Origin of the sequence: Caulobacter sp. (assembly GCF_017744445.1) — a bacterium.
Lineage (GTDB): Bacteria > Pseudomonadota > Alphaproteobacteria > Caulobacterales > Caulobacteraceae > Caulobacter.
Genome location: NZ_JAGIBH010000002.1, coordinates 236,348 through 259,777 on the forward strand (window position 1 = coordinate 236,348; position 23,430 = coordinate 259,777).

Sequence of the window (23,430 nt, forward strand, 5' to 3'; positions counted from 1 at the left end):
AGGATGATCAGCAGACGCTTTCTCTTGGGCGGCGCGGCCGCCGGCCTGATCGCTGCCCCGGCCCTGGGCGCGACCAAGAAGACCCCCGCCCCGCCGAAGGGCTTCGTCACCGTCAAGGACGGCCGGCTGATGCTGGACGGCAAGCGCTATCGCTTCACCGGGGCGAACCTGTGGTACGGGGCCTGGCTGGGCTCGCCCGGGGCCACGGGCGACCATGAGCGGCTCAAGCGCGAGCTCGACAGGCTCAAGGCCCTGGGCGTCACCAACCTGCGGGTCCTGGGCGCGGGCGAGCGCTCGCCGGCCAAGGCCGCCGTCGCCCCGACCTTCCAGGAAAAGCCCGGCGTCTACGACCAGGACCTGCTGAAGGGCCTGGACGTCCTGCTGGCCGAGATGGCCAAGCGCGACATGAAGGCGGTGATCTACGTCAACAACTTCTGGGATTGGTCGGGCGGCATGCCGGCCTATCTGAACTGGGTCGGCAACGGCCCCTGGTTCCAGCAGGGCGACCCGGCCCATCCGTGGCCGGAATTCCCCGACTATTCCGGCCGCTTCTACGGCGACGAGAAGGCCAACTCCCTCTTCCGCCGCTACCTGATCGGCCTGGTCGGCCGCCAGAACAGCGTCACCGGCAAGGCCTATCGCGACGACCCGACGATCATGGCCTGGCAACTGGCCAACGAGCCGCGCCCCGGCGGCACCGAGGACTTCGGCAACAAGAACCTGCCGACCTACTACAAGTGGATCCGCGACGTGTCGGCGATCATCAAGACGCTGGACACCCGCCACCTGGTCAGCACCGGCAGCGAGGGCAGCATGGGCTGCCTGCACAGCGAGACCTGCGTGGTCGAGGCCCACAAGCCCGACACCATCGACTACCTGACCCTGCACGTGTGGCCCAACAACTGGGGCTGGATCGACGTCAAGAACCAGCCGGCGACCTATGCCGACGGCGAGGCCAAGTGCCGCGAGTACGTCACCCGCCACATAGCCCTGGCCAGGTCGCTGAACAAGCCGCTGGTCATCGAGGAATTCGGCCTGATCCGCGAGGCGCGCTCGTTCGTCCCCGGCTCGGCCACGGCCGACAAGGACCGCTTCTACAAGACCATCTACGACCTGGCCCTGGACGACATGAAGGCCGGCGGCCCGGTGGCCGGCACCAACTTCTGGGCCTGGAACGGCGAAGGCCGCGCCCAGCACGCCGACGCCTGGTTCGTGCACGGCGACAAGAGCTTCGTCGGCGACCCGCCCCAGGAGGAGCAGGGGCTGTACGGGGTGTTCGATGCGGATGTGTCGACCAAGGCCGTGATCGCGCAGCACGCGGCGGCGGTGGCGGGGCTGTAGGGAGGGCTAAATTCCCTCTCTCTTAGAGAGAGGGAGGGGCCCGCGCGTAGCGTGGGAGGGTGAGTGGTTTCACCCTCAACCGGCGTGCCGGCACATCGCTCACAACAGCGCCCATATCACTCACCGGCTCCGCCTACCCACTCACCCTCCCACCGCTTCGCGGCGGGCCCCTCCCTCTCTCCATGAGAGAGGGTGATTTCCGGCCGCTTGACGCCCACGATGACAAGTGTCAACGTTCGACTCGTTGACACTTGTCATCGATGAGACGTGACCCATGGCAGGCATGAAGATCAGCGCGGCGGAAAGCGTGGTGATGGAGGCGCTGTGGCGACACAGCCCGCTGACCTCCGAGGCCATCATGGGCGAGGTCTGCGAGCCCAACGCCTGGACCGAGGGCACCGTGAAGGTGCTGATCAGCCGCCTCCTGAAGAAGAAGGCCATCGGCGCGACCGCCGAGGGCCGGCGCTATCTCTATTCGCCGCTGGTCAGCCGCGAGGCCTATGTCGGCAGCGAGAGCCAGGGCCTGCTGGACCGGCTGTTCGACGGCCGGCTGGCGCCGCTGGTGGCGCACTTTTCCGACAGCGACAAGCTGAGCGACCAGGACGTCGCCGACCTCAAGGCCTTGATCGAGAAGATCGGCAAATGAACGACGCCCTGCTCACCCTGCTGATCCGAGGCGAACTGGCCCTGACGGTCGGCGTGCTGCTGGCCCTGGTCCTGCGCCGGCCCGTCCGTCGGGCGCTCGGCCCGCTGGCCGCCTACGCCCTGTGGCTGGTCGCGCCGCTGTGCGTAATCGCGGCGCTGCTGCCCGCGGCCGCCCCGACCGGCGCCATGGCCCCGGTGGTCACCCTGGCCGCCGACGCCGCCTGGTCGGTGCGGCCGGTCTCGCGCCAGGTGCACAAGGTCTCCGAGATCCTGACCGCGCTCTGGGTCCTCGGCGCGCTCGGCGCGGCCTCACTGTTCGCCTTGCGCCAGGCGCGGTTCGTGCGGAGCCTGGGGCGTCTCGCGCCCTCGCCCACCGATCGCGCCTTGCTGCTGGGCCAGCACACGGGAGCTGGGCCAATGCTGCTGGGCGCCCTGCGGCCACGCATCGTCGCGCCGGCCGATTTCGAGGCCCGCTTCCAAGGCTCGGCGCGGGAGCTGGTCCTGGCCCATGAGCGCGTCCACCTGGCGCGCGGCGACGCGGCCGTGAACGCCCTGGTCGTCGTCGTGCGGTGCCTCGCCTGGTTCAACCCGCTGGTCCACCACGCCGCCCGCGCCTTGCGCATCGACCAGGAGATCGCCTGCGACGCCGCCGTCGTCGAGCGTCATCCCGACGCCGCGCGCCTCTATGCCGAGACCCTGCTCGGCAGCGCCCTGACCCCCATGTCCGCACCATTCGGCTGCCACTGGCCGGCCGTCGGCGCCCATCCCCTGAAGGAGAGACTGACCATGCTGCAGACCGCCTCCACGAGCCCAGCCCGCAAGACCCTGGGCGCCCTGCTGGTCGGGACCCTGGCCCTGGCCGCCGCCGGCGCGGTGTGGGCCGCCAATGCGCCGCCCGAGCCGACCGTGCGCAATCCGCTCTGGGTCCAGCGCCCCGGCCTCGAGGACATGACCCGCTACTATCCGGAGATCGCCCACGAGGCCGGCGTCACCGCCGCTCGCGTCACCGTCGACTGCTCGATCACCGCCGAGGGCCGGCTGGAGAACTGCCTGGTCCGCCAGGAGGACCCGGCCCAGTACGGCTTCGGCGAGGCCACCATCAAGCTGGTCCGCCACTTCCAGATGGCCCCCGAGGACCGCGACGGAAAGCCGACCGTCGGCGGGGTGATCCGCATCCCGATCGTGTTCCAGGACCCGAAGGCGTAGGGCGCATGCTCGTCGCCCTCGCCCTGGCCGCCGCGCTGGCCGTGTCCTGCGCCGGCGCGCGCGACCTCGTGGCCGACGAGACCGAGATGGCCCGCGTCGTCGCGCCGGTCGTCGCCGCTCACGATGCCCGGATGAAGGCCCTGGACCAGGGCGCGGCGGGCGAGACCTTCCTGTCGTTGCAACGCCGCTATCACCAGGACCGCTTCGCTGCCCTGAAGCCCCTGGCCGAGCACGGCAATGTCGCCGCCATCTTCGCCATCGCCCGGCAATATCAGTCGGCCGACTCCGGCTTCGCCGATCCCGTCCAGTGGACCCGGCTGATGCACTGCGCCGCCGCCCAGGGCGACCCCGGCGCGCAGCTGGAGCTGATGATGGAGACCTGGCACGACAAGGGCGACGGCAGCTTTGCAGCCATCCAGCGCAACCGCGCCAGGACCCTGGACCTGATCGAGCAGGCCGCCGCGCGCGGCGAGGTCGGCGGCCTCTCGATGCTGGCCACCTACATCCGAGGCGGCCAGCATCAGTATCCGATCGACCCGGACTTGGGCCGGCGGCTGGCGCTGTTGTGCCTGCGGGTCAGCGGCACGGGCTGTCGCGAAGAACTGCTCACGAGCCTGCCAGACCCTGTGGATAACTACGCGCTGCTGGCGGACCTGGCCCGCACCCAGCCGGTCCGCTTCGCCGCGCGTCGCGACGCGGCCTGGACCAGGCTGACGCCTGAGCAGCAGACCCGCACCGAGGCGGCGGCGAATGCCTTGCGCCGTGCGCCATGGGCTGAGCTGGCGCCGGAATGGGCCACCTTGTGCGCCCGGATCGTCGCCCAGGGCGATCCCGCCTCGGTCAGTTGCCTGCGCGGACACCTCTGCCCAGCGGCTTGAATTAGTGGATTGTCACCGGTGTCACCCGTGCTACCGCTACCGGCAAATCGTGCGTTAGACGCGCCGGAGGAAGCCTCGTGGACACCGTTCAGACTCGCCGCACCCTGATCACCGGGGCCGCCGCCCTGGCCGCCTTCGCCGCCCTGCCGGGCGCCAGCTACGCGGCGGCCGAGAAGCGCTCGCCGGTGATCAAGACCACCGCCGGCAAGGTGCGCGGCTATGTCGATGGCGAGGTCAGCGTGTTCAAGGGCCTGCGCTACGGCCAGGACACCGGCGGCGCCCGCCGCTTCATGCCGCCGATCAAGCCCGAGCCCTGGACCGACGTGAAGGACGCCCTGACCTACGGCGCCTCATGCCCGCAGGGTAAGGGCGAGGACGAGGTCCAGTCCGAGGACTGCCTGTTCCTGAACGTCTGGACCCCCGCGAAGGCCAAAAAGGACAGCCTCGCCGACGGCGGCAAGCGGCCGGTGATGTTCTACATCCACGGCGGCGCCTACAACACCGGCTCCGGCAGCCATCCCTGGTACGAGGGGACCAAGCTGGCCAAGCGCAGCGACGTGGTCGTGGTGACCGTGAACCACCGCCTGAACGCCTTCGGCTACCTGTACCTGGCCCGCCTGTTCAACGACCCATCGGTGGCCGACAGCGGCAACAACGGCCAGCTGGACCTGGTCCTGGCCCTGCAGTGGGTGCGGGACAACATCGCGCAGTTCGGCGGCGATCCGGACCGAGTGCTGTGCTTCGGCCAATCGGGCGGCGGCGCCAAGATCGCCACCCTGCTGGCCATGCCGTCGGCCAAGGGCCTGCTGCATCGCGCCGTCACCATGAGCGGCCAGCAGGTCACCGCCGGCGGTCCGTTCAATGCGACCAAACGCGCGAAAGCGTTCATGGACAAAACCGGCGCCAAGGACCTGGCCGCCCTGCGCGCCCTGCCGGCCGACAAGATGGTCGAGGGCCTGCGCGCCACCGACCCGATCGCCGGCCAGGGCAGCGTCTATATGGGCCCGGTGCTGGACCAGCGCAGCCTGAACCGCCACCCGTTCTTCCCTGACGCCTCGCCGGTCGGCCTGTCGGTGCCGATGATGTGCGGCAACACCCACGACGAGACCAAGGGCTTCATCGGCTTCGACGCCAAGGTGTTCCCCAAGACCTGGGACGAGGTGCTGGCCAAGCTGCCCGGCCAGTTCGCCGGCCGCATCGACATCGATCCCGAGACGGTGATCGCCTTCTACCGCCAGACCTATCCGAACTATTCGCCGTCGGACGTCTATTTCGCCGCCTCGACGGCCGGTCGCTCGTGGAAGGCCGCGATCATCCAGGACGAGGAACGCGCCCGCGCCGGCGCGCCCGCCTATGCCTACCAGATCAATTGGAAGTCGCCCAAGGACGGCGGGATCTTCGGCGCGCCGCACACCATCGACATCGGCCTGGTGTTCGGCACGCTGGACGCCAAGGGCTCGATCGTCGGCACGGGTCCGGAGTCGGTGGCGATGTCCAACACCATGAGCGACGCCTTCGTGAACTTCGCCCGCACCGGCGACCCGAACGGCGGCGCCCTGTCCAAGTGGGAGCCCTACACCCTGCCCCGCCGCCAGACGATGGTGTTCGACACCGTCTCGCGCATGGAAGACGACCCGCGCGGCGCCGAGCGCGAGTTCTTCAACCAGGTGCCGTTCACTCAGTTCGGGACGTGAGTTCGTAGGGGAGCGTGGGCGGCAGGTGCTCGACCAGGATCCTCGCGGTCACGTCGGGCGCGGCCTCGATGGGCGGCGGCTCGCCGAACACCGCCTCCCACAAACCGATCCATGCCTGACGCTCTTCGAAGGTCACTGAAACGCTCCTGACTGAGAGCGGAATGGTCAGTGCTAACAAGAGGTTGCTGGTTAACGGCGGGGTAACCACGAAAATTGTTGTGCAGCTTTTAACCTTCACCGTCATCTCGGCCGCAGCGAAGCGGAGAGCCGGGACCCAGGGGTTGCCGCACTGCGCTTGGCCCTGGGTCCCGGGTCGGCTACGCCGCCCGGGATGACGAGCGCTATTGGACGGGAAGCTCGAACGGCGTCGCCGGCAGGCCCGTCGCGCCGAACAGATTGATGATCGGACTGTCGGCCCAGGCATAGCGTATCTTGGTCGCGTTGGCGGCTCCGAAGAGGCGCACGGTCGCCCCCTCCACCGTTGCATCGACGAAGCGGCACGCCGCCTCGCAGACCTCGAACCCGATCGGCCGCGCGGCGCCATAGACCACCGCCGGCTGGTCCAGCGTCACCACCACGTCCGCACCGTCGCGGTGAACCGAAACCGGCGCCGGACCCGCCGCCAGCACGGCTTCGCCATAGGCGATCTTGCGCGCCAGCAAGGCCAGGCGTTGCCCGACCCGCGTCTTGTCGGCCGGGTGGATGTCGTACGGCGAGCCGATGTCGACCGCGCTGGCCATGCCGACCTGCGGATCAGCCGCCTCCACCCGGCGCTGGACGTCGCGCAATGCGGCCCAGTCGGAGTTGGCCACGCCTGGCTTCTGCGCCCCGAACGCCGCCAGTTGCACCAGCAGGAACGGCTGCGCCCCGAACGCCTTGCGCCAGTCGGCGATCATCGCCGGCATCAGGCGGGCGTACTCCGCCGCCTCGGTGACATTGGCCTCGCCCTGGTACCAGGCGAAGCCCTTCAGGCCGTATGGGACCAGCGGCGCGATCATGCCGTTGCGCAGGGTCGAAAGGCCGCTGGCGCCGAGCCACGGCGCGTTGGGCGGGACGGCGGTCTGCGACAGGGGCGCGGCGATCTTGTAGCGCCAGGTTCCGCTGAGCGGCACGACACTGCCGTCGTCAAAGCGCAGCCCCTTCTCCGCCGCCTCGCCCCAGGTCCCACCGCCGCCGCCGGTGTCGATCGCCCGCACGGCCAGGACGTTGCGGCCAGCCTTCAGCACGCCCGGCGCGATGCGGTAATTGCGCGAGCCGTTCCAGCTTTGGGTCGCGCCCACTTCGCGGCCGTTGACGAAGGTGGTGTCCATGTCGTCGACCGACCCCAGCGCCAGGATCGCGCCTTGCGCTGCCTGGGCCTTGGCCAGGGTGATCTCCGTGCGCAACCAAACGGTCCCGTCGAAGCCCTCCAGGCCGGGATAGCTTTCCCAGAAGTTCTCCATCGGCCCGGTCTTCCAGGCCCGGTCGTCCAGGTCGGGCTTCATGCCATCGTTGGCCGCACCCAGCTTGGCGGCCGCCCAGCGGTCCAGCATGGCCGCCCACTTGGCCTGGCCCACGGCTGGGTCGCGGGCGTAGTCGTCGAGGACGCTAAGGCCGTCGTCATAGGTCTTCAGCGCCGAGAGCCCCTCGCGGCTGATCCAGTCCTGGATCACCGAGCCGCCCCAGGTGGCGTCGATCAAACCGATCGGGACGTTCGCGGACTTGCGCAGATCCTTGCCCATGAGGAAGCAGGCGGCGCTAAACTCGGCCACGCTCGTGGGCGTGGCGGCCTTCCAGACGACGCTGGCCGGCAGGGCCTCCTGCGGCGCGGGCATGCTGATCTTGCCGGTCTGCAGCAGGCGGATATTGGGGTCGGCGGCCGCGGCCATCTCGCTGTCGCCGGCCAGGGTGCGGCGCAGCGGATATTCCATGTTCGACTGGCCCGAGCACAGCCAGACATCGCCCATGACGAGGTCGGAGACGACTTGGCGCTCACTCTCCGCCTGGACCGTCAGCGTCAGGGCCGGACCGCCGCCCGGACGGGCCGGCAGCTCGGCGCTCCAGCGGCCGTCCGTACCGGTGGTGGCGCTGACGGACGCGCCGGACAGATCGACGGCCACCGAAGCGTTCGGCGCCGCGCGGCCCCAGACCCGGATGGGCTGGTCGCGCTGCAGCACCGCATGATCGCTGAAGACGGAGGCCAGCGGCCCAGCGAGAGCCGGACTGGAAAGGCCCAATGCGGTGGCCAGGACGAGAGCTTTCAGCCGCACAGGTTCTCTCCTTATCTCCCCCACCACCGTCTCCCCGGCGAAAGCCGGGGCCCAGATTCAGCCTGAGCTTCGATCCAGTCCGGAACCGCTCAGCCTTGCGATCTGGGTCCCGGCTTTCGCCGGGAAAACGGGGGCGTGGGTTATTCCTATTGCGTGGCCTTGGGCGGACAGACCGCTCCGGCCGGGTCGGCCGTCAGCTTCACGTTGGCGATCGAGACCTGGAAGGTCCCGGCGGTTCCCAGGTCGAACGGGGCGACCACCTTGGTCACATCGGTCCCGGCGGCCTGGAAGCACTTCAGCGGGATCTTGACGCTGGCCCACTGGCCGGTCGGCGCGCCGGCCGGCGGGGTGACGTCCAGCTTGCCCGCGCCGATGGCCAGGATCACCGGCTTGGTCGCCGGGGCGTCGATCCGGTACTCGAAGCTCAAGGCCATCTCGGCATTGGTCTGGAACGACAGATCCAGCGGCTTTTCGCCGACGATCGTCGCGCGGCCCATCTTATCGCCGGCATAGGTGATCTGGCGGCCGGCTTCCTGGACGTTGCCGGCGTCGACCGGCGCGATCTGCACCGACGACGAGGGCGAGGCCTTGAACTCGAACGGCGGCGGGGTCTTGCCGCCGATGAAGTAGTTGACGGCGTTGTCGGCCACCGGCTTCACGCCCGAGACCTCCGACAGCTTCCCGACCTTGCCTGGACGGGCGTAGCTCAGGCCATAGCCATAGGCGAACTGCGGGTCGTAACCCTTGTCGCCCTTGTTCAGGCTGAACTGGGCGGCGGTCTTGGGCCAACTGAACGACAGCTTGCCCCGGAAGTCGTTGCGAGCCTTGCCGGCCTTGTCGCCCACCAGCACGTCGGCGATCCCGCCGCCTTCCGAGCCCGGCAGCCAGGCGGCGACGAAGGCGTCCGAGGCGTTGATCTCGGGGTTCACCCACAGCGGACGGCCCGACAGGAACACGACCACCACCGGCACGCCCTTGGCCTTCAGGCTCTTGAGCAGGGCCAGGTCGGTCTTGGCGCCAGGCTGGTACTCCAGCGTGGTCTTCAGGTCGCCGACACCTTCCGCATACGGATTTTCTCCGAAGACGACGATGGCGACGTCGGGTTTCTTGTCGAACGAACCATCGACCGACAGCGCCGCCGAACCGCCGCCGGCCTCGACCGCCGTCTTGATGCCGGCATAGATCGACTCCGCATTGGGGAAGTCGGCATTGGTGTTGCCTGTGCCCTGCCACGACAGGGTCCAGCCGCCCGACTGCTTGCCGATATCGTCCGCGCCCGAGCCGGCGACCAGCACGTTCGCGCTGGCCTTGACCGGCAGGACGCCGTTGTTCTTCAGCAGCACCAGCGACTTGCGCACCGCCTCGCGGGCGACGGCGCGGTGCTCGGCATTGCCGATCACGCCCTCGCGGCCCTCATAGGGACGGGCGGCCTGGAACAGGCCCATCTTGGCCTTCACGCGCAGGATGCGGCGGACGGCATCGTCCAGGCGGGCCATCGGGATCACGCCCGACTTCACCTCGGCCAGGGTGTTGGCGTACAGGGCCTTCCAGCTGTCGGGGGCCATGAACATGTCGAGGCCCGCATTGATCGACTGCGGGCAGTCGGTCGGCTTGCAGCCCGTGACCTGGCCGTGGCCGTTCCAGTCGCCGACGACGAAGCCGTCGAAGCCCATCTTGCCCTTGAGCACATCCGTCAGCAGGCTCTTGTTGCCGTGCATCTTGACGCCGTTCCAGCTGTTGAACGAGGCCATGATCGTCAGGGTCCCGGCATTGATCGCCGGCACATAACCCTGGGCGTGCAGGCGGACGAGGTCCGCCTCCGACACCTTGGTGTTCCCCTGGTCGACGCCGTTTTCGGTGCCGCCATCGCCCAGGAAGTGCTTGGCGCTGGCCGCAACGTGGCCCTGCTGGATCACGCCGCCTTGGGAGACAGCCCCTTGCAGGCCCAGGATCATCTCGCCGGCATATTGCCGGATGATGGCGGGGTCCTCGGAGTAACCCTCGTAAGTGCGGCCCCAGCGGTCGTCGCGGGGCGCGGCCAGGGTCGGGCCGAACGCCCAGTCGAAGCCGGCGGCCGAGGTCTCGTAGGCCGTGGCCTTGCCGATGCGGCGGATCAGCTCGGGATCGTGCGCCGCGCCCAGGGCGATGTTGTGCGGGAAGAGGGTCGCGCCGACGACGTTGTTGTTGCCGTGCACGGCGTCGATGCCGAACATCAGCGGAATGTGCGTCCCGCCCGGGCGCTGCGCCGCGCCCTCGCGGAAGGCTTTCGCGGTATCGACCCACGGCTTTTGCGGCGAGCGGTCGGGCGCGCCGATCGGCGGCGAGCTGCCCCCGCCCAGGATCGAGCCCAGGGGATAGGTCTTCAGCTCCTCGGGCTTGATCTGGCCGATATCGGCCTGGATCAGCTGGCCGACCTTCTCTTCCAGGGTCAGCTTGGTCAGGAGACTCTCGATGAAGGCCTCCGTCGCCGGATCGACCAGGCCCTGGCTCTTGGCCGCGGGCCAGTTGGCGGGATTGGCCGTGTTCTGCGGGCCCGTCTGCGCGAACGCCGCGCCGGACAGAACGGTCGACGCCAGCAAGGCGACGCACAGGGTCCTGGTGTTCATACTCCCCAACTCTTCTTTCGTTGTCGCCAAGTTCGACTGGGACAACGTTGTCATACCCCTGGACGGCGATCCATAGCTTGCCTAGTTTGTATGACAAATAGCCAGAACAAGATCGGGTTGGAAACTCCAAATGCAGGCTCGCGGCCAGTTTTTGACAGCGCTAGCAACCAGCGCGTGGGTTGGATGCCTGGCCAACGGGGCCGGCGCGGCAGAGCAGGTCGTGACCTCGCCAGGCGGCCAGGCAGAAATCCGCATTTCAGATGAAAGTGGTCAGGCCAATTTCTCGTTGAAGTTCAAGGGCCAGACCCTGGTCGCGCCGTCGCCGCTGGGGCTGATCTTGGACAAGGGCGGGCTGCTGTCGCGGAGTCTGAAGATCGCCTCGGCCAGCACGCGCCAGGTCGACGAAACCTATGACCTGGCAGTCGGCAAGACGAAGACCGTGCGGGATCGCTACGCCGAGACGACCGTAGAATTTCTCGAAACGAGCGGCTTGCAGCGGCGGCTGAAAATCGTCGCCCGCGCCTATGACGACGGCGTCGCCTTCCGCTACGTGCTGCCCGATCAGCCGAATCTGGCCGGCGTGGCGGTGCGTGGCGAGGAGACCAAGTTCGCGCTGTCCGGCGACGAGCGCTGCTGGGCGCTGAACCTGGGGCGCTTTGGCACCTCGCACGAGGGCGAGTACGACCCGATCCCGGCGAAGTCATTCCGCGCCCAGGCGCTCTATGAGCTGCCGGTGGTCTGCCAAACCAAGACGGCGGCCTTCGCCTTGGCCGAGGCGGACCTGAAGAACTGGGCCGGTCTCTACCTGACCGGCCGCGAGGACGGAGGCACGGGCCTGCAAGCCAAACTGTCGCCGCGCCTGGACGATCCGACCAAGGCCGTGACCACGCGGATCGGGACCGACACGGTTTCATCCTGGCGCGTGGTGATGATAGGTGACACGCCGGGCGACCTGATCAGCTCCAACCTGATGACCAGCCTCAACCCGCCGACGCCCCTGACCGACACCAGCTGGATCAAGCCCGGCAAGGCCGCCTGGGACTGGTGGAACGGCTCCAAGGTCGCCGGCGCGGAAGGCATGAACGACGCCACGATGAAGGGCTTCATCGACTTCGCCGCCGCCAACAAGCTGGAGTACATGCTGATCGACGACGGCTGGTACGCCGGCTCGGGCCAAGCGCCGCAGGTTCTTCCGGGCACGGACGTTACCCGCGCCATCCCCGACATCCACATCCAAGACCTGATCGCCTACGGCCGCGAGCGGGGCGTCGGTATCATGCTGTGGGTGCACTGGAAGGCGCTGGACGCCCAGATGGACGAGGCCTTGGCGGCCTACGAGAAATGGGGCGTGAAGGGGATCAAGGTCGACTTCATGGACCGCGACGACCAGCAGATCGTCGACTACTACCACCGCCTGCTGGAGAAGGCCGGCCAGCATCACCTGATGGTCGACCTGCACGGCGCCTATCGCCCGACGGGCCTCACCCGCACCTATCCGCACTATGTGACGCAAGAGGGCGTGCTGGGGGCCGAGTACAACAAGTGGAGCCGCCGCGTGACGGCCACCCACAACGTCACCCTGCCCTTCACCCGCATGCTGCTGGGGCCGATGGACTACACGCCCGGCGGCTTCCGCAATGTGCGACCGCAGGACTTCAAGGACCAGTTCCTGCTGCCCACGGTGCAGACCACGCGCGGCCAGGCGCTGGCCATGTACGTGGTGTTCGACAGCCCACTGACCATGGTCAGCGACAGCCCCATCACCTACGCCGCCTCGCCCGCGGGCCTGGACTTCATCAGCACCGTCCCGACCAGCTGGGACGAGACCCGCGTGCTGTCGGGCGAGATCGGCCAGTCGATCGTCATCGCCCGCCGCAAGGGCGACGACTGGTGGGTCGGGGCCATGACCAACGAGACGGAGCGGACGGTGAAGGTCCCGCTGGGGTTCCTGGGGAATGGCAGCTTCAAGGCCGAGATTCGCGAGGACGGCGCCGAGCCGACGGCATTGAAGACGCGGACCCAGGCGGTGACGGGCAAGCAGAGCCTTACCCTGACGCTGGCGCCGAGTGGTGGCGGGGTGGTGAGGCTGACGCCTGCCAAATGAGACCCAAACAAACCCCGCCTTCCTGGGCCTTGTGCCCAGGACCCATGCCGGAGGCAGGCTCGGCATCTGGCCAGCCTGCGGAGCGGCAAGTCCGCGATCCCCCTCCAAACTCAAGACCAGCTGAACCATGGGTCCTGGGCACAAGGCCCAGGAAGGCAAGATTTAGGGGTACTCGCTCGTGACCGTCACCCGACGCGACATGCTGGCGGCGACGGCCGCGCTCTCCGCCAGCCCCGCCCTCGCCGCGCCGCGTTTCCAGCCGTCTTGGGACTCGCTGGCGGCCAGCTACACGGTCCCCGACTGGTTCCGCGACGCCAAGCTCGGCATCTGGTCGCACTGGGGGCCGCAGTGCGTGCCCGAGTTCGGCGACTGGTACGGCCGGCAGATGTACCAGCAGGGCAACCGCTTCTACGAGCACCACCTGAAGACCTGGGGCCACCCGGCCGATTTCGGCTTCATGCAGTTCATCCCGCGCTGGAAGGCGGAAAACTGGGATCCCGAAGGCCTGATGAAGAAGTACGTCGCGGCCGGCGCGAAATACTTCATGTCGATGGCGAACCACCACGACAATCTCGACATGTTCGCCAGCCGCCACCACGCCTGGAACACCATGCGGGTCGGTCCGAAACGCGACATCGTCGGGACCTGGGCCAAGGTCGCGCGGGCGCATGGCCTGCGGTTCGGCGTCTCCAACCACGCCGCCCACGCCTGGCACTGGTGGCAGACGGCCTATGGCTATGACGCCGAGGGCCCGCGTCGGGGCCAGCGCTACGACGCCTTCAACCTGACCAGAGCCATGGGCAAGGGCCAGTGGTGGGAAGGCCTGGATCCGCAGGAGCTCTACACGGGGCAGAACATGGTCATCCCCGACGGGATCGACACCATCAAGGCCGCCAATGCCTGGCACGACGCCCATGACGGCGAGTGGCTGGATACCCCGCCGCCGAACAATCCGGGTTTCGTGAAGACCTGGCTCGACCGCCAGAACGATCTGGTCGACCGCTATCGGCCCGACCTGGTCTATTTCGACAATTACGGCCTGCCGCTGGGCCAGGCGGGCCTGGACGCCACGGCGCACTACTACAACCGCCAGAGCGGCGACGTCGTGGTGACGGGCAAGAAGCTGTCGCCCCTGCAACGCCGGGCCATCGTCGAGGACGTCGAGCGCGGCTTCTCCGACCGGCTGCGGCCCGAGCCCTGGCAGACCGACACCTGCATCGGCAGCTGGCACTACGACCGGCCGCTGTACGAGCGCGGCGGCTACAAGTCCGGGCGCGACGTCATCCAGCGGCTGATCGACGTGGTCAGCAAGAACGGCTGCCTGCTGCTGTCCATCCCCCAGCGCGGCGACGGCTCGATCGACGACAAGGAAGAGAAGGTCCTGGCCGACATGGGCGCGTGGATCGCCGTCAATGGCGAGGCGATCTACGGCTCGCGGCCCTGGCGCATGTTCGGCGAAGGCCCGACCAGGCTGGTCGAGGGCATGCAGAACGAGGGCGGCGCCAAGCCGTTCGAGGCGGCCGACATCCGCTTCACCACCAAGGCCGGCGCGCTCTACGCCCTGCCGATGGCCTGGCCCGAGGGGAGCTTGAAGATCGAGAGCTTAGCGGGCGCGCCGGGCGAGGTGCGGCGCGTGACCCTGCTGGGCGGCGATGATCCCCTGCCCTTCCGGCTCGAGGCCGGCGGGCTGGTCGTCGAGCTGCCGCAACGGCGGCCGGCGTTCACGCCGGTTCTCAAAATAGAAGGACCAGGCCTGACCTAGATCCCCCTTCATTGCCTCCCTAGGCCTTGTGCCTAGGGCCCATGGTTCAGCCGCCGCTTTCTTGAACCCGTGTGCGCCCGCACCGGCGGAGAGCTCCGTCCCTCGCCGAGCCCAGCCGCACCAGGGGTCCTCGCCACATGGGCGAGGAAGGCGAAATTTTGGAGCAACCAAGAAAAAGGGGCGAGCCTCGCGGCTCGCCCCCAGCCTTTCCAGGCGACCTTTACGCGGTCGCCAGGGAACCTCTCTTAGCGGAACAGGCTCAGGATCGACGAACTGGATTGGTTCGCGATCGATAGGGCCTGGATGCCCAGCTGCTGCTTGGTCTGCAGCGACTGCAGCTTGGCGCTTTCCTTGGCCAGGTCGGCATCCACCAGGTTGCCGACACCGGCGTCCAGGCTGTCTTGCAGCTTGCCGACGAAGGTCAGGTGGGTGTCCAGACCGGTCGAGGCGGTGCCCAACGAAGCCAGCTTGTTGGTGGCGGTGCCGATGGCCTTGTCGATGGTGCTGATCATCGTCTTGGCGTCGCTGGCGTTGGCGAAGGTCGGGACCGTGGTCTTGTCGATGCCCAGGCCTTCCAGGGTCAGGGACTGCGCCTTGACCGTGAAGGTCGAACCGTCGGTGTTGGCCAGGAACATCAGGTTGGCGGTCTTGCCGTCGGCGATGCTGATGCCGTTGAACTTGGCATTCGTGGCGGCCTTCTCGACCTGCTCGCGCAGCGAGTTGAAGTCCGACACCAGGGCGTTGAACGACGACGTGTTCAGCGAGGTGTCGGAAGCGGCCAGGGCCTTTTCCTTCATCTTGCCCAGCAGGTCGGTGATGGTGTCGCCAGCCGCCAGAGCCACATCGATGGTCGATTGACCGCGTTGCAGCGAGTCCTTGACCGCGTTCAGCGACGAGGCGGTGGCCGACTGGTTCTTGGCCATGGCCCAGATCGCGCCGTTGTCCTTGGCGTTACCGACCTTCTTGCCGGTGTTGATGCGCTGCTGGACGGTTTGCAGCTCGCTGTTGGTCGAGTTCAGGTTTTGCAGGGCGATCATGGCCCCGCTGTTCGTGTTGATGCTGTTCAGCGCCATAACGAAACATCTCCTATTCGAGGTGTTCCGGTGTCTTTTTGACGACCGGTGGGCATTTTACCCACCGCGACATTATGACGCCGACCTTTCGATACCCTTTATGAGTTGTAGTTACTTCCTTAACAACCAAACTAATCCGTTAAATACTTTTAACTGTGAGTCTAACTAGACTCACGAATGAGTCTGATCAGACTCATTCCTCCTGACGAATACTGGCCCCATAGAAAAAGGGCGGACCCGAAGGCCCGCCCCTCTCGACGACCAAAATCGCCGAAGTCAGCTTTAGCGGAACAGGCTGAGGATCGACGAACTGGATTGGTTCGCGATCGACAACGCCTGGATGCCCAACTGCTGCTTGGTCTGCAGCGACTGCAGCTTGGCGCTTTCCTTGGCCAGGTCGGCATCCACCAGGTTGCCCACGCCGGCTTCCAGGCTGTCTTGCAGCTTGCCGACGAAGGTCAGGTGGGTGTCGAGACCGGTCGAGGCCGTGCCCAGCGACGCCAGCTTGTTGGTGGCGGTGCCGATGGCCTTGTCGATGGTCGTGATCATCGTCTTGGCCGCGCTGGCCGTGGCGAAGGTCGGCGACGCGGTCGGATTGATCCCCAGACCGGCCAGGCTCAGGGACTGCGCCTTCACGGTGAAGACCGAGCCGTCCGTGTTGGCCAGGAAGGTCAGGTTGGCGGTGCTACCGTCAGCCACGCTGGCGCCGTTGAACTTGGCGTTCGTGGCGGCCTTCGAGATCTGGTCGCGCAGCGAGTTGAAGTCCGACACCAGGGCGTTGAACGAGGCGGTGTTCAGCGAGGTGTCGGAAGCGGCCAGGGCCTTTTCCTTCATCTTGCCGAGCAGGTCGGTGATGGTGTCACCAGCCGCCAGAGCCACATCGATGGTCGATTGACCACGTTGCAGCGAGTCCTTCACCGCGTTCAGCGACGAGGCGGTGGCCGATTGGCTCTTGGCCATGGCCCAGATCGCGCCGTTGTCCTTGGCGCTGCCCACCTTCTTGCCGGTGTTGATGCGCTGTTGGGTGACTTGCAGCTCGTTGTTGGTCGAGTTCAGGTTTTGCAGGGCGATCATGGCCCCGCTGTTCGTGTTGATGCTGTTCAGCGCCATAACGAAACATCTCCTATTCGAGGTGTTCCGGCGTCGTTTTGACGGCCGGTGAGCGTTTTGCTCACGTGCATCCTCACATAATAGGACTAAGCGTTCGTTGAGATTTCAGTATTCTACAATTAAGATTTTGGATTATTTTGTTAATTATTAAATGAAGACTACTTCTATGCCTGTATCAAAATGGCACAACCTCAACTCAACTTGGGTACATCTTAAAGTATAGAACCGCTACCTTAGGGTCAGCGATCGGCCAGGTAGAGGCGGGGCGAACGATAGTGCTTGGCGATCGCCCGGATGGTGATCACGAAGACGAACCCTTTCCACAGGTCGGCGAAAAAGCTGCCGCGACGACGCATGACGAGACTCCTTGTTTTGAGGTGGAACGAAGAAAAGGCCGACCGGCTCCCTGGGAGGGGAGAGAGCCGGCCGGCCTCTTACGACCGGTCGCTGGGGGAGAGGCGACCGGTTACGACCTCAAGCGCGATCAGCCGTGCAGCTTGATCGCGGTCTCGGCGATGCGGCGACCCTGATAGCGGGCGCCGTCCAGCTCGTTGGCGCTGGGCTGACGCGAACCGTCGCCGCCGGCGATGGTGGTGGCCCCGTACGGGCTGCCGCCGGTCACTTCGTCCAGGGTCATCTGGCCGGCATGGCCATAGTCCAGGCCTACGATCGTCGTGCCGAAATGCAGCAGGTTAGTGATGATCGAGAACAGGGTGGTTTCCTGGCCGCCGTGCTGGGTCGCCGTCGAAGTGAAGGCGCCGGCCACCTTGCCGTGCAGGGCGCCGCGAGCCCACAGGCCGCCAGCCGCGTCGAAGAAGGCCGCGACCTGCGAGGCCATGCGGCCAAAACGGGTCGGAGCGCCGACGATGATGGCGTCGTAGTTGGCCAAGTCTTCCACGGCCGCGACCGGGGCCTCCTGGTCCAGCTTGAAGTGGGCGCCCTTGGCGATTTCGAGCGGCACGGTTTCCGGCACGCGCTTGATGTCGACGGTCGCGCCGGCTTCGCGGGCGCCCTCGGCGACGGCCTTGGCCATCGTTTCCAGGTGACCGTAGGACGAATAGTAGAGAACCAGAACCTTGGCCATGACGGCTAATCCCTTGCCTTGATGCTTTGGCGAGAGCAGCTCGCCCCCGTCGTTGGCGGAGGTTTTGGCGCCGCTTAGGCTTGCGCGGTATCCGAATAAAATCGTCTATGACGTTCGATATTTTCGAATGACGAGAAAGAACGTGAGAGAGCCTGGCGCGCCCACCCTGGACCAGCTGACCGTGTTCCTGACCATCGTCGAGGAAGGCGGCTTCGCCGCCGCCGCCCGGCGGCTGAACCGGGCCAACTCGGTGATCAGCTACGCCATCGCCAATCTGGAGGCCCAGCTGGGCCTGGCCCTGTTCGACCGCGACGCCGCCAAGAGCCCGGTGCTGACCGAGGCCGGCAAGGCGATGCTGGCCCGCGCCCGGGTGATCGCCGGCGACGTCGCCGCCCTGCGGGCACAGGCCAAGGGCCTGCTGCAGGGCCTTGAGGCCGAGGTGCATCTGGTGCTTGACGTCATGCTGCCGAGCGCACGGGTGGTCGACGCCTTGCGCGCCTTCCAGGCGGCCTTCCCGACCGTGACCCTGCGCCTGCATGTCGAGGGCCTGGGGGCCGTGACCCAGATGGTGCTGGACCGCCGCGCCACCCTGGGGATCGCCGGACCGCTGGACGTCGTCCACGGCGGCGACGAGCTGGACTACATCGCCGTCGGCGCGACCTTGCTGATCCCGGTGGCGGCCCCGGACCATCCGCTGGCGAAAGGTCCCAACGCCCCCGGCGCGGGCCGCGACCACACCCAGCTGGTGCTGACCGACCGCTCACACCTGACCGAAGGCCGCGACTTCGCCGTCGCCAGCGCCCACACCTGGCGGCTGGCGGACCTGGGCGCCAAGCACATCCTGCTGAAGGAGGGCCTGGGCTGGGGCAACATGCCCGAGCCGATGGTGCGCGAGGATCTGGAGGCCGGCCGTCTGGTTCGGCTGGACATGGCCGAGATGAACGGCGCGCACTACACGCTGCACGCGGTGCATCGCAGCGATACGCCGCCGGGGCCGGCGACGGCGTTTCTGATCGAGCGGTTCAAGGGGCAGACGGACTAAAGCCCTCTCCCCTTGCGGGAGAGGGTGGCCCGCGAAGCGGGTCGGGTGAGGGGTCGCGCGGCGGCGCCGAGAAACCCCTCATCCGTCAGCTTCGCTGACACCTTCTCCCGCAAGGGGAGAAGGAAGCTACTTCCGCGTCACCACCACCGCGTCGCCGGCATACTCCACCGTCGCGTCGGCCGTCGCCGCGAAGTCCGCCGGCTTGGCGCCAGCCCCGATGAACCGCACCTTGAACGTCCGCTTGTCCACCATCCCGTCGAACTTGCCCGACCGCGCCCCGATCACCACCCGCCCGGTGGCGTTGTCGTAGCTGATCGGGATGCGGCTGTAGGCCCCGCGCTGGTAGGCCATGGTCAGGCCGTCGTCTTCATAGAGCTCGTACTTCCCGTCCCTGCCCGTGTAGATGACGAGCGTGATCGGCAGGTCGGGCTTTTCGCCGACATATTGCTGGACCTCGGTGGTCGGCACGATCGCGCCGGCCTTCACGAACAGCGGCATGCGGCCCAGCGGGGCGTCGGCCTTGATCGACTGGCCGCCGGCGTGGGCCTTGCCGGTCTCGAAGTCGTACCAAGTGGTCCCGGCCGGCAGGTACACCGACCGCGAGCGCGCCTTGAACTCGGTCACCGGGGCGACCAGGAACGCCGAGCCGTACAGGTACTCGTCATCGACGTTCCGGGCCTTCAGGTCATTGGGATAGTCCATGACCAAGCCGCGCATGATGCTGCCATCGCGGTGATAGGTCTCGCCCGCCAGGGTCAGGGTGTAGGGCATCAGCCGGTAACGCAGCTGGTCGTACCAGACGAGGCTGTTGTAGACCTCGGTCCCCTCGTCGGCGAGGTTCCAGATCTCGCGGAAGGGCTCCTCGCCGTGGCTGCGGAACAGCGGCGAGAAGGCGCCGAACTGGAACCAGCGCAGGGTCAGCTCCTGCCACTCGGCCCAGTGCTTAGGATCGCGCTTCTCATAACGCTCCTCGACCGAGAAGCCGCCGATGTCGGTGGTCCAGTTGGGGATGCCCGACATCGACAGATTCACCCCGGCCGAGATCTGGTCCCGGAAGTCGTCCCAGCGGGCCACGACGTCGCCGCTCCACAGCGCCACGCCCTGGCGCTGGATGCCGCCAAAGCCCGAGCGCGAGAAGATGTACGAGCGCTTGTTCGGATCCCGCTGATGCTCGCCGTCGAACACCGCCTGGGTGTGCAGCAGCGGGTAGGAGTTGAAGAACTCCGCGCCTGGCCCCTTGGTGGTCGGCCCCATGCGCAGGGTGCGCTCGGGAATGTCGAGATTGGAGTGCATGTCCGGCTCGTCCGAGTCCATCCACCAGGCGTCGATGCCGATGCCGCCCAGGTTCTCCTTGACCTGGCGCCAGTAGATGTCGCGCGCTTCCTGGGTATAGGGGTCGTAGAACGAGTTCAGGTAACCCGGCCCCACCCAGTCCAGCGCGCCCTGCTCGACGTTGCGGCGGTACATGTACTCTTTGGCGTCCAGCTCCTTGTAGTTCTTGGTCGTCGGATAGAACTTGGGCCAGATCGAGATCATGAAGTGGGCGTTCTCGTCGTGAACGTCCTTCAGCATCTTTTTGGGATCGGGGAAGCGGGTCTTGTCGAACTCGTGGCTGCCCCAGCTGTCGTCCTTCCAGTAGCGCCAGTCGAGGACGATGTTGTCCAGCGGGACCTGGCGCTTGCGGTACTCCTTGACGACTCCGACCAGCTCGTCCTGGGTGTTGTAGCGCTGGCGGCTCTGCCAGAAGCCATACGACCAGCGCGGCAGGGCCTGGGCCTTGCCGGTCAGCTCACGATAGCCGCTGACGACCTGGTCCAGGTTGTCGCCCGAGACGAAGTAGTAGTCGATCGTGTGCGCGACCTCGGACGTCAGGGTCAGTGACTTCTGCTGCGCGACCGGGATCGGGTCGTTGTGCAGCAGGGCGAGGTAGCCGTCGTTGGGATCCCACTCGACGCGCACCTTGTGCTTCGTTCCGGCCTTCATCGGGACGGTGAAATTGTGGAACCACGGGTTCCAGTTCTGCCGCCAGCGGTCGATCTTCAGCTGCCCGTCGACCCAGATCTTGGCGTAGCTGGACGAGTACAGCTTGAACTTCTGCACGCCGCCGGCCTTGGGCTCGACGTAGCCCTCCCAGACCACGGTCACGCCCTTGACCGGCTTCTTGTCGGCGGTCTGTAGCTCGGCCGGCCAATTGGGCAGGTCGTCCAGGTACTGGTAGTCGATGTCCTTCTCGGTCCGGGTCAGCTTCAGCTGCCCCCCGACATAGTACTTGGCGGTGAAGCCGCCGGGCTTGCCGCTGGCGTCAGTGATCTTCAGGTCGCGCGAGGCCAGGGCGTAGGGCGTCGGATCGCCGAAGCGGGTGATGCTGTTGTTGTCCCACAGGACGCCGTAGTTGCGCGTGGACAGCACGAACGGCACGGCGATGTCGCGATTATACTGGGCCAGCTCGACGTCCTGGCCGTTGTAGTTCATCTGGCCGTTCTGGTGCTGACCCAGGCCGTAGAAGCCTTCGTCCGTGGACGGATTGAAACGCTGCGAGATACCGTAGAAGCTCTTGCCGTCGATCGTCACCGGCTTGAACGCCGCCCGCCCCTGCTCGGCCAGGACGGTCTTGCCGGCCGCGTCCTTGAACGAGACCGCACCGTCTTTCAGCGTCACCTCGGCGGTGGCCTTGCCGGCCTTCAGCACGACCTTGCCGGCCGCTTCGGACACCGTGAAGCCGGAGGTCTTGGGCTGCGCGATCACCATCAGGCTCTGGGGCGCGTCGATGCTGTCGGTCGGCGAGGCGGTGACGCGGATGGTCCGGTCGTTCATCACCTGCAGCCGGACCTTCTTGGCCGGGCCGGAGGCGGGGGTGACGACGACGCCGTCGGCGGTCTTCTCGAAGCCGCCGTCGAGAGCGAAGGCGGACGTCGAGGCCATGAGCGCGAGGCTGAAGGCGGAGAGAACAAGAGTGCGCATGGCTGATCCCGTCAGTAGGTGGCGAGCTTGACCCGCAGGATCTGCGCGCCGCCGGTGAAGTTGAGGCCGTAGTCGGTCTGGTCGCCGTTCCACAGGCGGTCGAAGACCCATTGGCCGCTCTCGAAATGACCCTCTTCCACGCGGGCCATCAGCATCGGCTTGTTGTCCTTGAGGGCGCGGCCGAACTCGAAGCGGACATTGCGGCCGGTGACCAGGAATTCGTCGGGCGACAGCTGGGCGACGATGCCGCCACCGTCTGGGCCTTGCGGGCCAGGCGGGCGATCCTTCAGCCAGGCCCAGTCCGACGCCCCGAACTGCCACTTGCCGTAGCGCAGGGTGACGGTCCAGGCGCCCATGGTCGTCGTCTGGGGCGCGCGGTCGTCGGGCTCGGAGCCGCCGAAGACCTTGTTCTCGAACGAGAGCTTGGCCCACTCACGCGCCATGGGCCCGAGCAGGCGGTAGTTGGCCGCGAAGGCCTCGATCGTCGCCTCGTCCAGCTTGGCCGCGCCCAGCGGGAAGTTGGCGTAGCCGGTATAGTCCATGCCGAACGGCGAGAAGCCGATGCCCTGTCGGCCCAGGGTGTCGAACACGTAGCGCGCATAGACCGGATCGTTGCCGGTCTCGGCCACGAACAGGGCATTGCCGGGCCGCTTGTAGTGGGCCAGGGCGGCCGAGTACTTGACCGACTCCTTCATGTAGATGTCAGGCGCGATCAGGTCGACGGAGGGCGCGGCGGCCTTCCAGACCCCGATGACGTTGTCGGTCGGGCCGCCGGCCGAATAGCTCTTGGGCTCGCCCGGCTTGATGGGATCGCGCAGGGCGGCGTTGACGTACATCGGCAGCGGATAGACGGCCTTGCCGGCCGCCGTGACCTGGTCGACGAAGCGACCGATGTGCCAGGCGTGGAAGAATTCATCCGCGTCCTTGCCGAAGGCCTGGCTCCACGTACCGGGCTTAGCCCCGACGGCCTTGACCAGCGCGGCGGGCGCCGGGCCGTCGAACACCTTCTGGGCGGCGGGACCGAAGTCGCGGACCGTGCCGTAGGTGCCGGTCTCGTTCTCGACCTGGACCATGATGACCGTGCGCTCGGCCGCGTCCTTGGCCTTCAGGTGGGTCATCAGGGCGACGAAGGCCTTGCGGTCCGCATCGAGCGTCGATTGGGCCAGCGGCGACATTGAATACGAGCGCTGGCCGTCCTCCTTCTTCAGGCGCGGGAAGCGCTTGTCGTCCAGCTTGACCCACTCGGGGGCGTAGGACGGCGAGCTGTTCTTCCAGGTGCCGAACCACAGCAGGACGAGGCGCACATTGTGCTCGCGAGCCTGGGTCAGCAGCAGATCCAGGTACGAGAAGTCGAACTTGCCCTCGACCGGCTCGATCTGCTCCCAGGCGATCGGGACCTGGACGGTGTTGGCGCCCATCCTGGCGACGGCCGGCCAGACCTTGGCCATCTGCGAGGGCCAGGCGGACGAGTTGTTGACCTGGGCGCCCAGGATCAGGAACGGCGCGCCGTCGACCATCAGGGCGTGACGGCCGTCCTTCTCGACCAGGCGCGGAATGTCGGCCGCGAGGGCGCTGCCAGCCAGGCCCAGGGCCAGCGCCGAAACCAGACCCGCCGTGAAGCGTGAAAACCCCATCCGCCTCCTCCGTCCGCAGCGCCAAATCGATGTTAGCGCTA

The 23,430-nt window shown here is 67.1% G+C and carries 16 protein-coding genes; 8 read left to right on the forward strand and 8 right to left on the reverse strand.

The genetic code is table 11. The annotated features are described in order from the left end of the window. The first annotated feature begins 3 nt into the window (after window positions 1–3). From J7528_RS04500 to J7528_RS04520, 5 genes are all read left to right on the forward strand, one after another. Window positions 4–1,341, forward strand: coding sequence for a mannanase (locus J7528_RS04500; RefSeq protein WP_291871746.1), 1,338 nt, complete (start codon window positions 4–6; stop codon window positions 1,339–1,341). Window positions 1,342–1,624: 283 nt separating this feature from the next. After that, on the forward strand, window positions 1,625–1,987 hold the full coding sequence (locus J7528_RS04505) for a BlaI/MecI/CopY family transcriptional regulator (RefSeq protein ID WP_291871861.1): 363 nt from the start codon (window positions 1,625–1,627) through the stop codon (window positions 1,985–1,987). After that, window positions 1,984–3,192: a TonB family protein gene (locus J7528_RS04510; RefSeq protein ID WP_291871747.1), complete on the forward strand. Its 1,209-nt coding sequence runs from the start codon at window positions 1,984–1,986 to the stop codon at window positions 3,190–3,192. Before J7528_RS04505 ends, J7528_RS04510 begins: the two co-directional genes overlap by 4 nt. A gap of 5 nt (window positions 3,193–3,197) precedes the next feature. Next, window positions 3,198–4,070 carry a hypothetical protein gene (locus J7528_RS04515; RefSeq protein WP_291871748.1) on the forward strand — a complete coding sequence of 291 codons (873 nt, stop codon included), beginning with the start codon at window positions 3,198–3,200 and terminating at the stop codon, window positions 4,068–4,070. 77 nt (window positions 4,071–4,147) lie between these two features. Continuing rightward, a complete protein-coding gene (locus tag J7528_RS04520; RefSeq protein WP_291871749.1) occupies window positions 4,148–5,764 on the forward strand; it encodes a carboxylesterase/lipase family protein in 1,617 nt (538 codons plus the stop codon). Here the strand turns inward: J7528_RS04520 and J7528_RS04525 are convergent. The 3 genes from J7528_RS04525 to J7528_RS04535 all read right to left on the reverse strand — a co-directional run bounded on the left by J7528_RS04525 (window position 5,745) and on the right by J7528_RS04535 (window position 10,628). Then, the gene (locus J7528_RS04525; protein ID WP_291871750.1) at window positions 5,745–5,900 is read right to left on the reverse strand and encodes a hypothetical protein; all 156 of its coding nucleotides are present in this window, start codon (window positions 5,898–5,900) and stop codon (window positions 5,745–5,747) included. The two genes, J7528_RS04520 and J7528_RS04525, sit on opposite strands and share 20 nt — an antisense overlap. A 205-nt stretch (window positions 5,901–6,105) precedes the next feature. Beyond that, complete coding sequence (locus tag J7528_RS04530) at window positions 6,106–8,013, reverse strand: sialate O-acetylesterase (protein WP_291871751.1); 1,908 nt, start codon at window positions 8,011–8,013, stop codon at window positions 6,106–6,108. Window positions 8,014–8,159: 146 nt separating this feature from the next. Continuing rightward, on the reverse strand, window positions 8,160–10,628 hold the full coding sequence (locus tag J7528_RS04535) for an exo 1,3/1,4-beta-D-glucan glucohydrolase (RefSeq protein WP_291871752.1): 2,469 nt from the start codon (window positions 10,626–10,628) through the stop codon (window positions 8,160–8,162). Window positions 10,629–10,749: 121 nt separating this feature from the next. Here J7528_RS04535 and J7528_RS04540 point away from each other — a divergent pair, with 121 nt between their 5' ends. Both J7528_RS04540 and J7528_RS04545 read left to right on the forward strand, forming a co-directional pair. Continuing rightward, window positions 10,750–12,723 carry a glycoside hydrolase family 97 protein gene (locus J7528_RS04540; protein WP_291871753.1) on the forward strand — a complete coding sequence of 658 codons (1,974 nt, stop codon included), beginning with the start codon at window positions 10,750–10,752 and terminating at the stop codon, window positions 12,721–12,723. 199 nt (window positions 12,724–12,922) lie between these two features. After that, a complete protein-coding gene (locus J7528_RS04545) occupies window positions 12,923–14,485 on the forward strand; it encodes an alpha-L-fucosidase (RefSeq protein WP_291871862.1) in 1,563 nt (520 codons plus the stop codon). A gap of 245 nt (window positions 14,486–14,730) precedes the next feature. On the opposite strand, the gene J7528_RS04550 is transcribed toward J7528_RS04545, so the two are convergent. From J7528_RS04550 to wrbA, 3 genes are all read right to left on the reverse strand, one after another. Further along, window positions 14,731–15,558 carry a flagellin gene (locus tag J7528_RS04550; protein WP_291871754.1) on the reverse strand — a complete coding sequence of 276 codons (828 nt, stop codon included), beginning with the start codon at window positions 15,556–15,558 and terminating at the stop codon, window positions 14,731–14,733. 282 nt (window positions 15,559–15,840) lie between these two features. Continuing rightward, a complete protein-coding gene (locus tag J7528_RS04555; RefSeq protein ID WP_291871755.1) occupies window positions 15,841–16,668 on the reverse strand; it encodes a flagellin in 828 nt (275 codons plus the stop codon). 484 nt (window positions 16,669–17,152) lie between these two features. Further along, the gene (wrbA, locus tag J7528_RS04560; protein WP_291871756.1) at window positions 17,153–17,752 is read right to left on the reverse strand and encodes an NAD(P)H:quinone oxidoreductase; all 600 of its coding nucleotides are present in this window, start codon (window positions 17,750–17,752) and stop codon (window positions 17,153–17,155) included. A gap of 142 nt (window positions 17,753–17,894) precedes the next feature. Between wrbA and J7528_RS04565 the strand changes: the two genes are divergently transcribed. Beyond that, complete coding sequence (locus tag J7528_RS04565; RefSeq protein ID WP_291871757.1) at window positions 17,895–18,794, forward strand: LysR family transcriptional regulator; 900 nt, start codon at window positions 17,895–17,897, stop codon at window positions 18,792–18,794. Between the two features lie 126 nt (window positions 18,795–18,920). Here the strand turns inward: J7528_RS04565 and J7528_RS04570 are convergent, their stop codons facing one another. Beyond that, entirely contained in the window at window positions 18,921–21,866 is a 2,946-nt protein-coding gene (locus J7528_RS04570) for a TIM-barrel domain-containing protein (RefSeq protein ID WP_291871758.1), read from the reverse strand. Beyond that, window positions 21,767–23,389 (reverse strand): DUF5597 domain-containing protein, encoded by a 1,623-nt coding sequence (locus tag J7528_RS04575; RefSeq protein ID WP_291871759.1) that lies wholly within the window; start codon window positions 23,387–23,389, stop codon window positions 21,767–21,769. Before J7528_RS04575 ends, J7528_RS04570 begins: the two co-directional genes overlap by 100 nt. Between the last annotated feature and the right edge of the window lie 41 nt (window positions 23,390–23,430).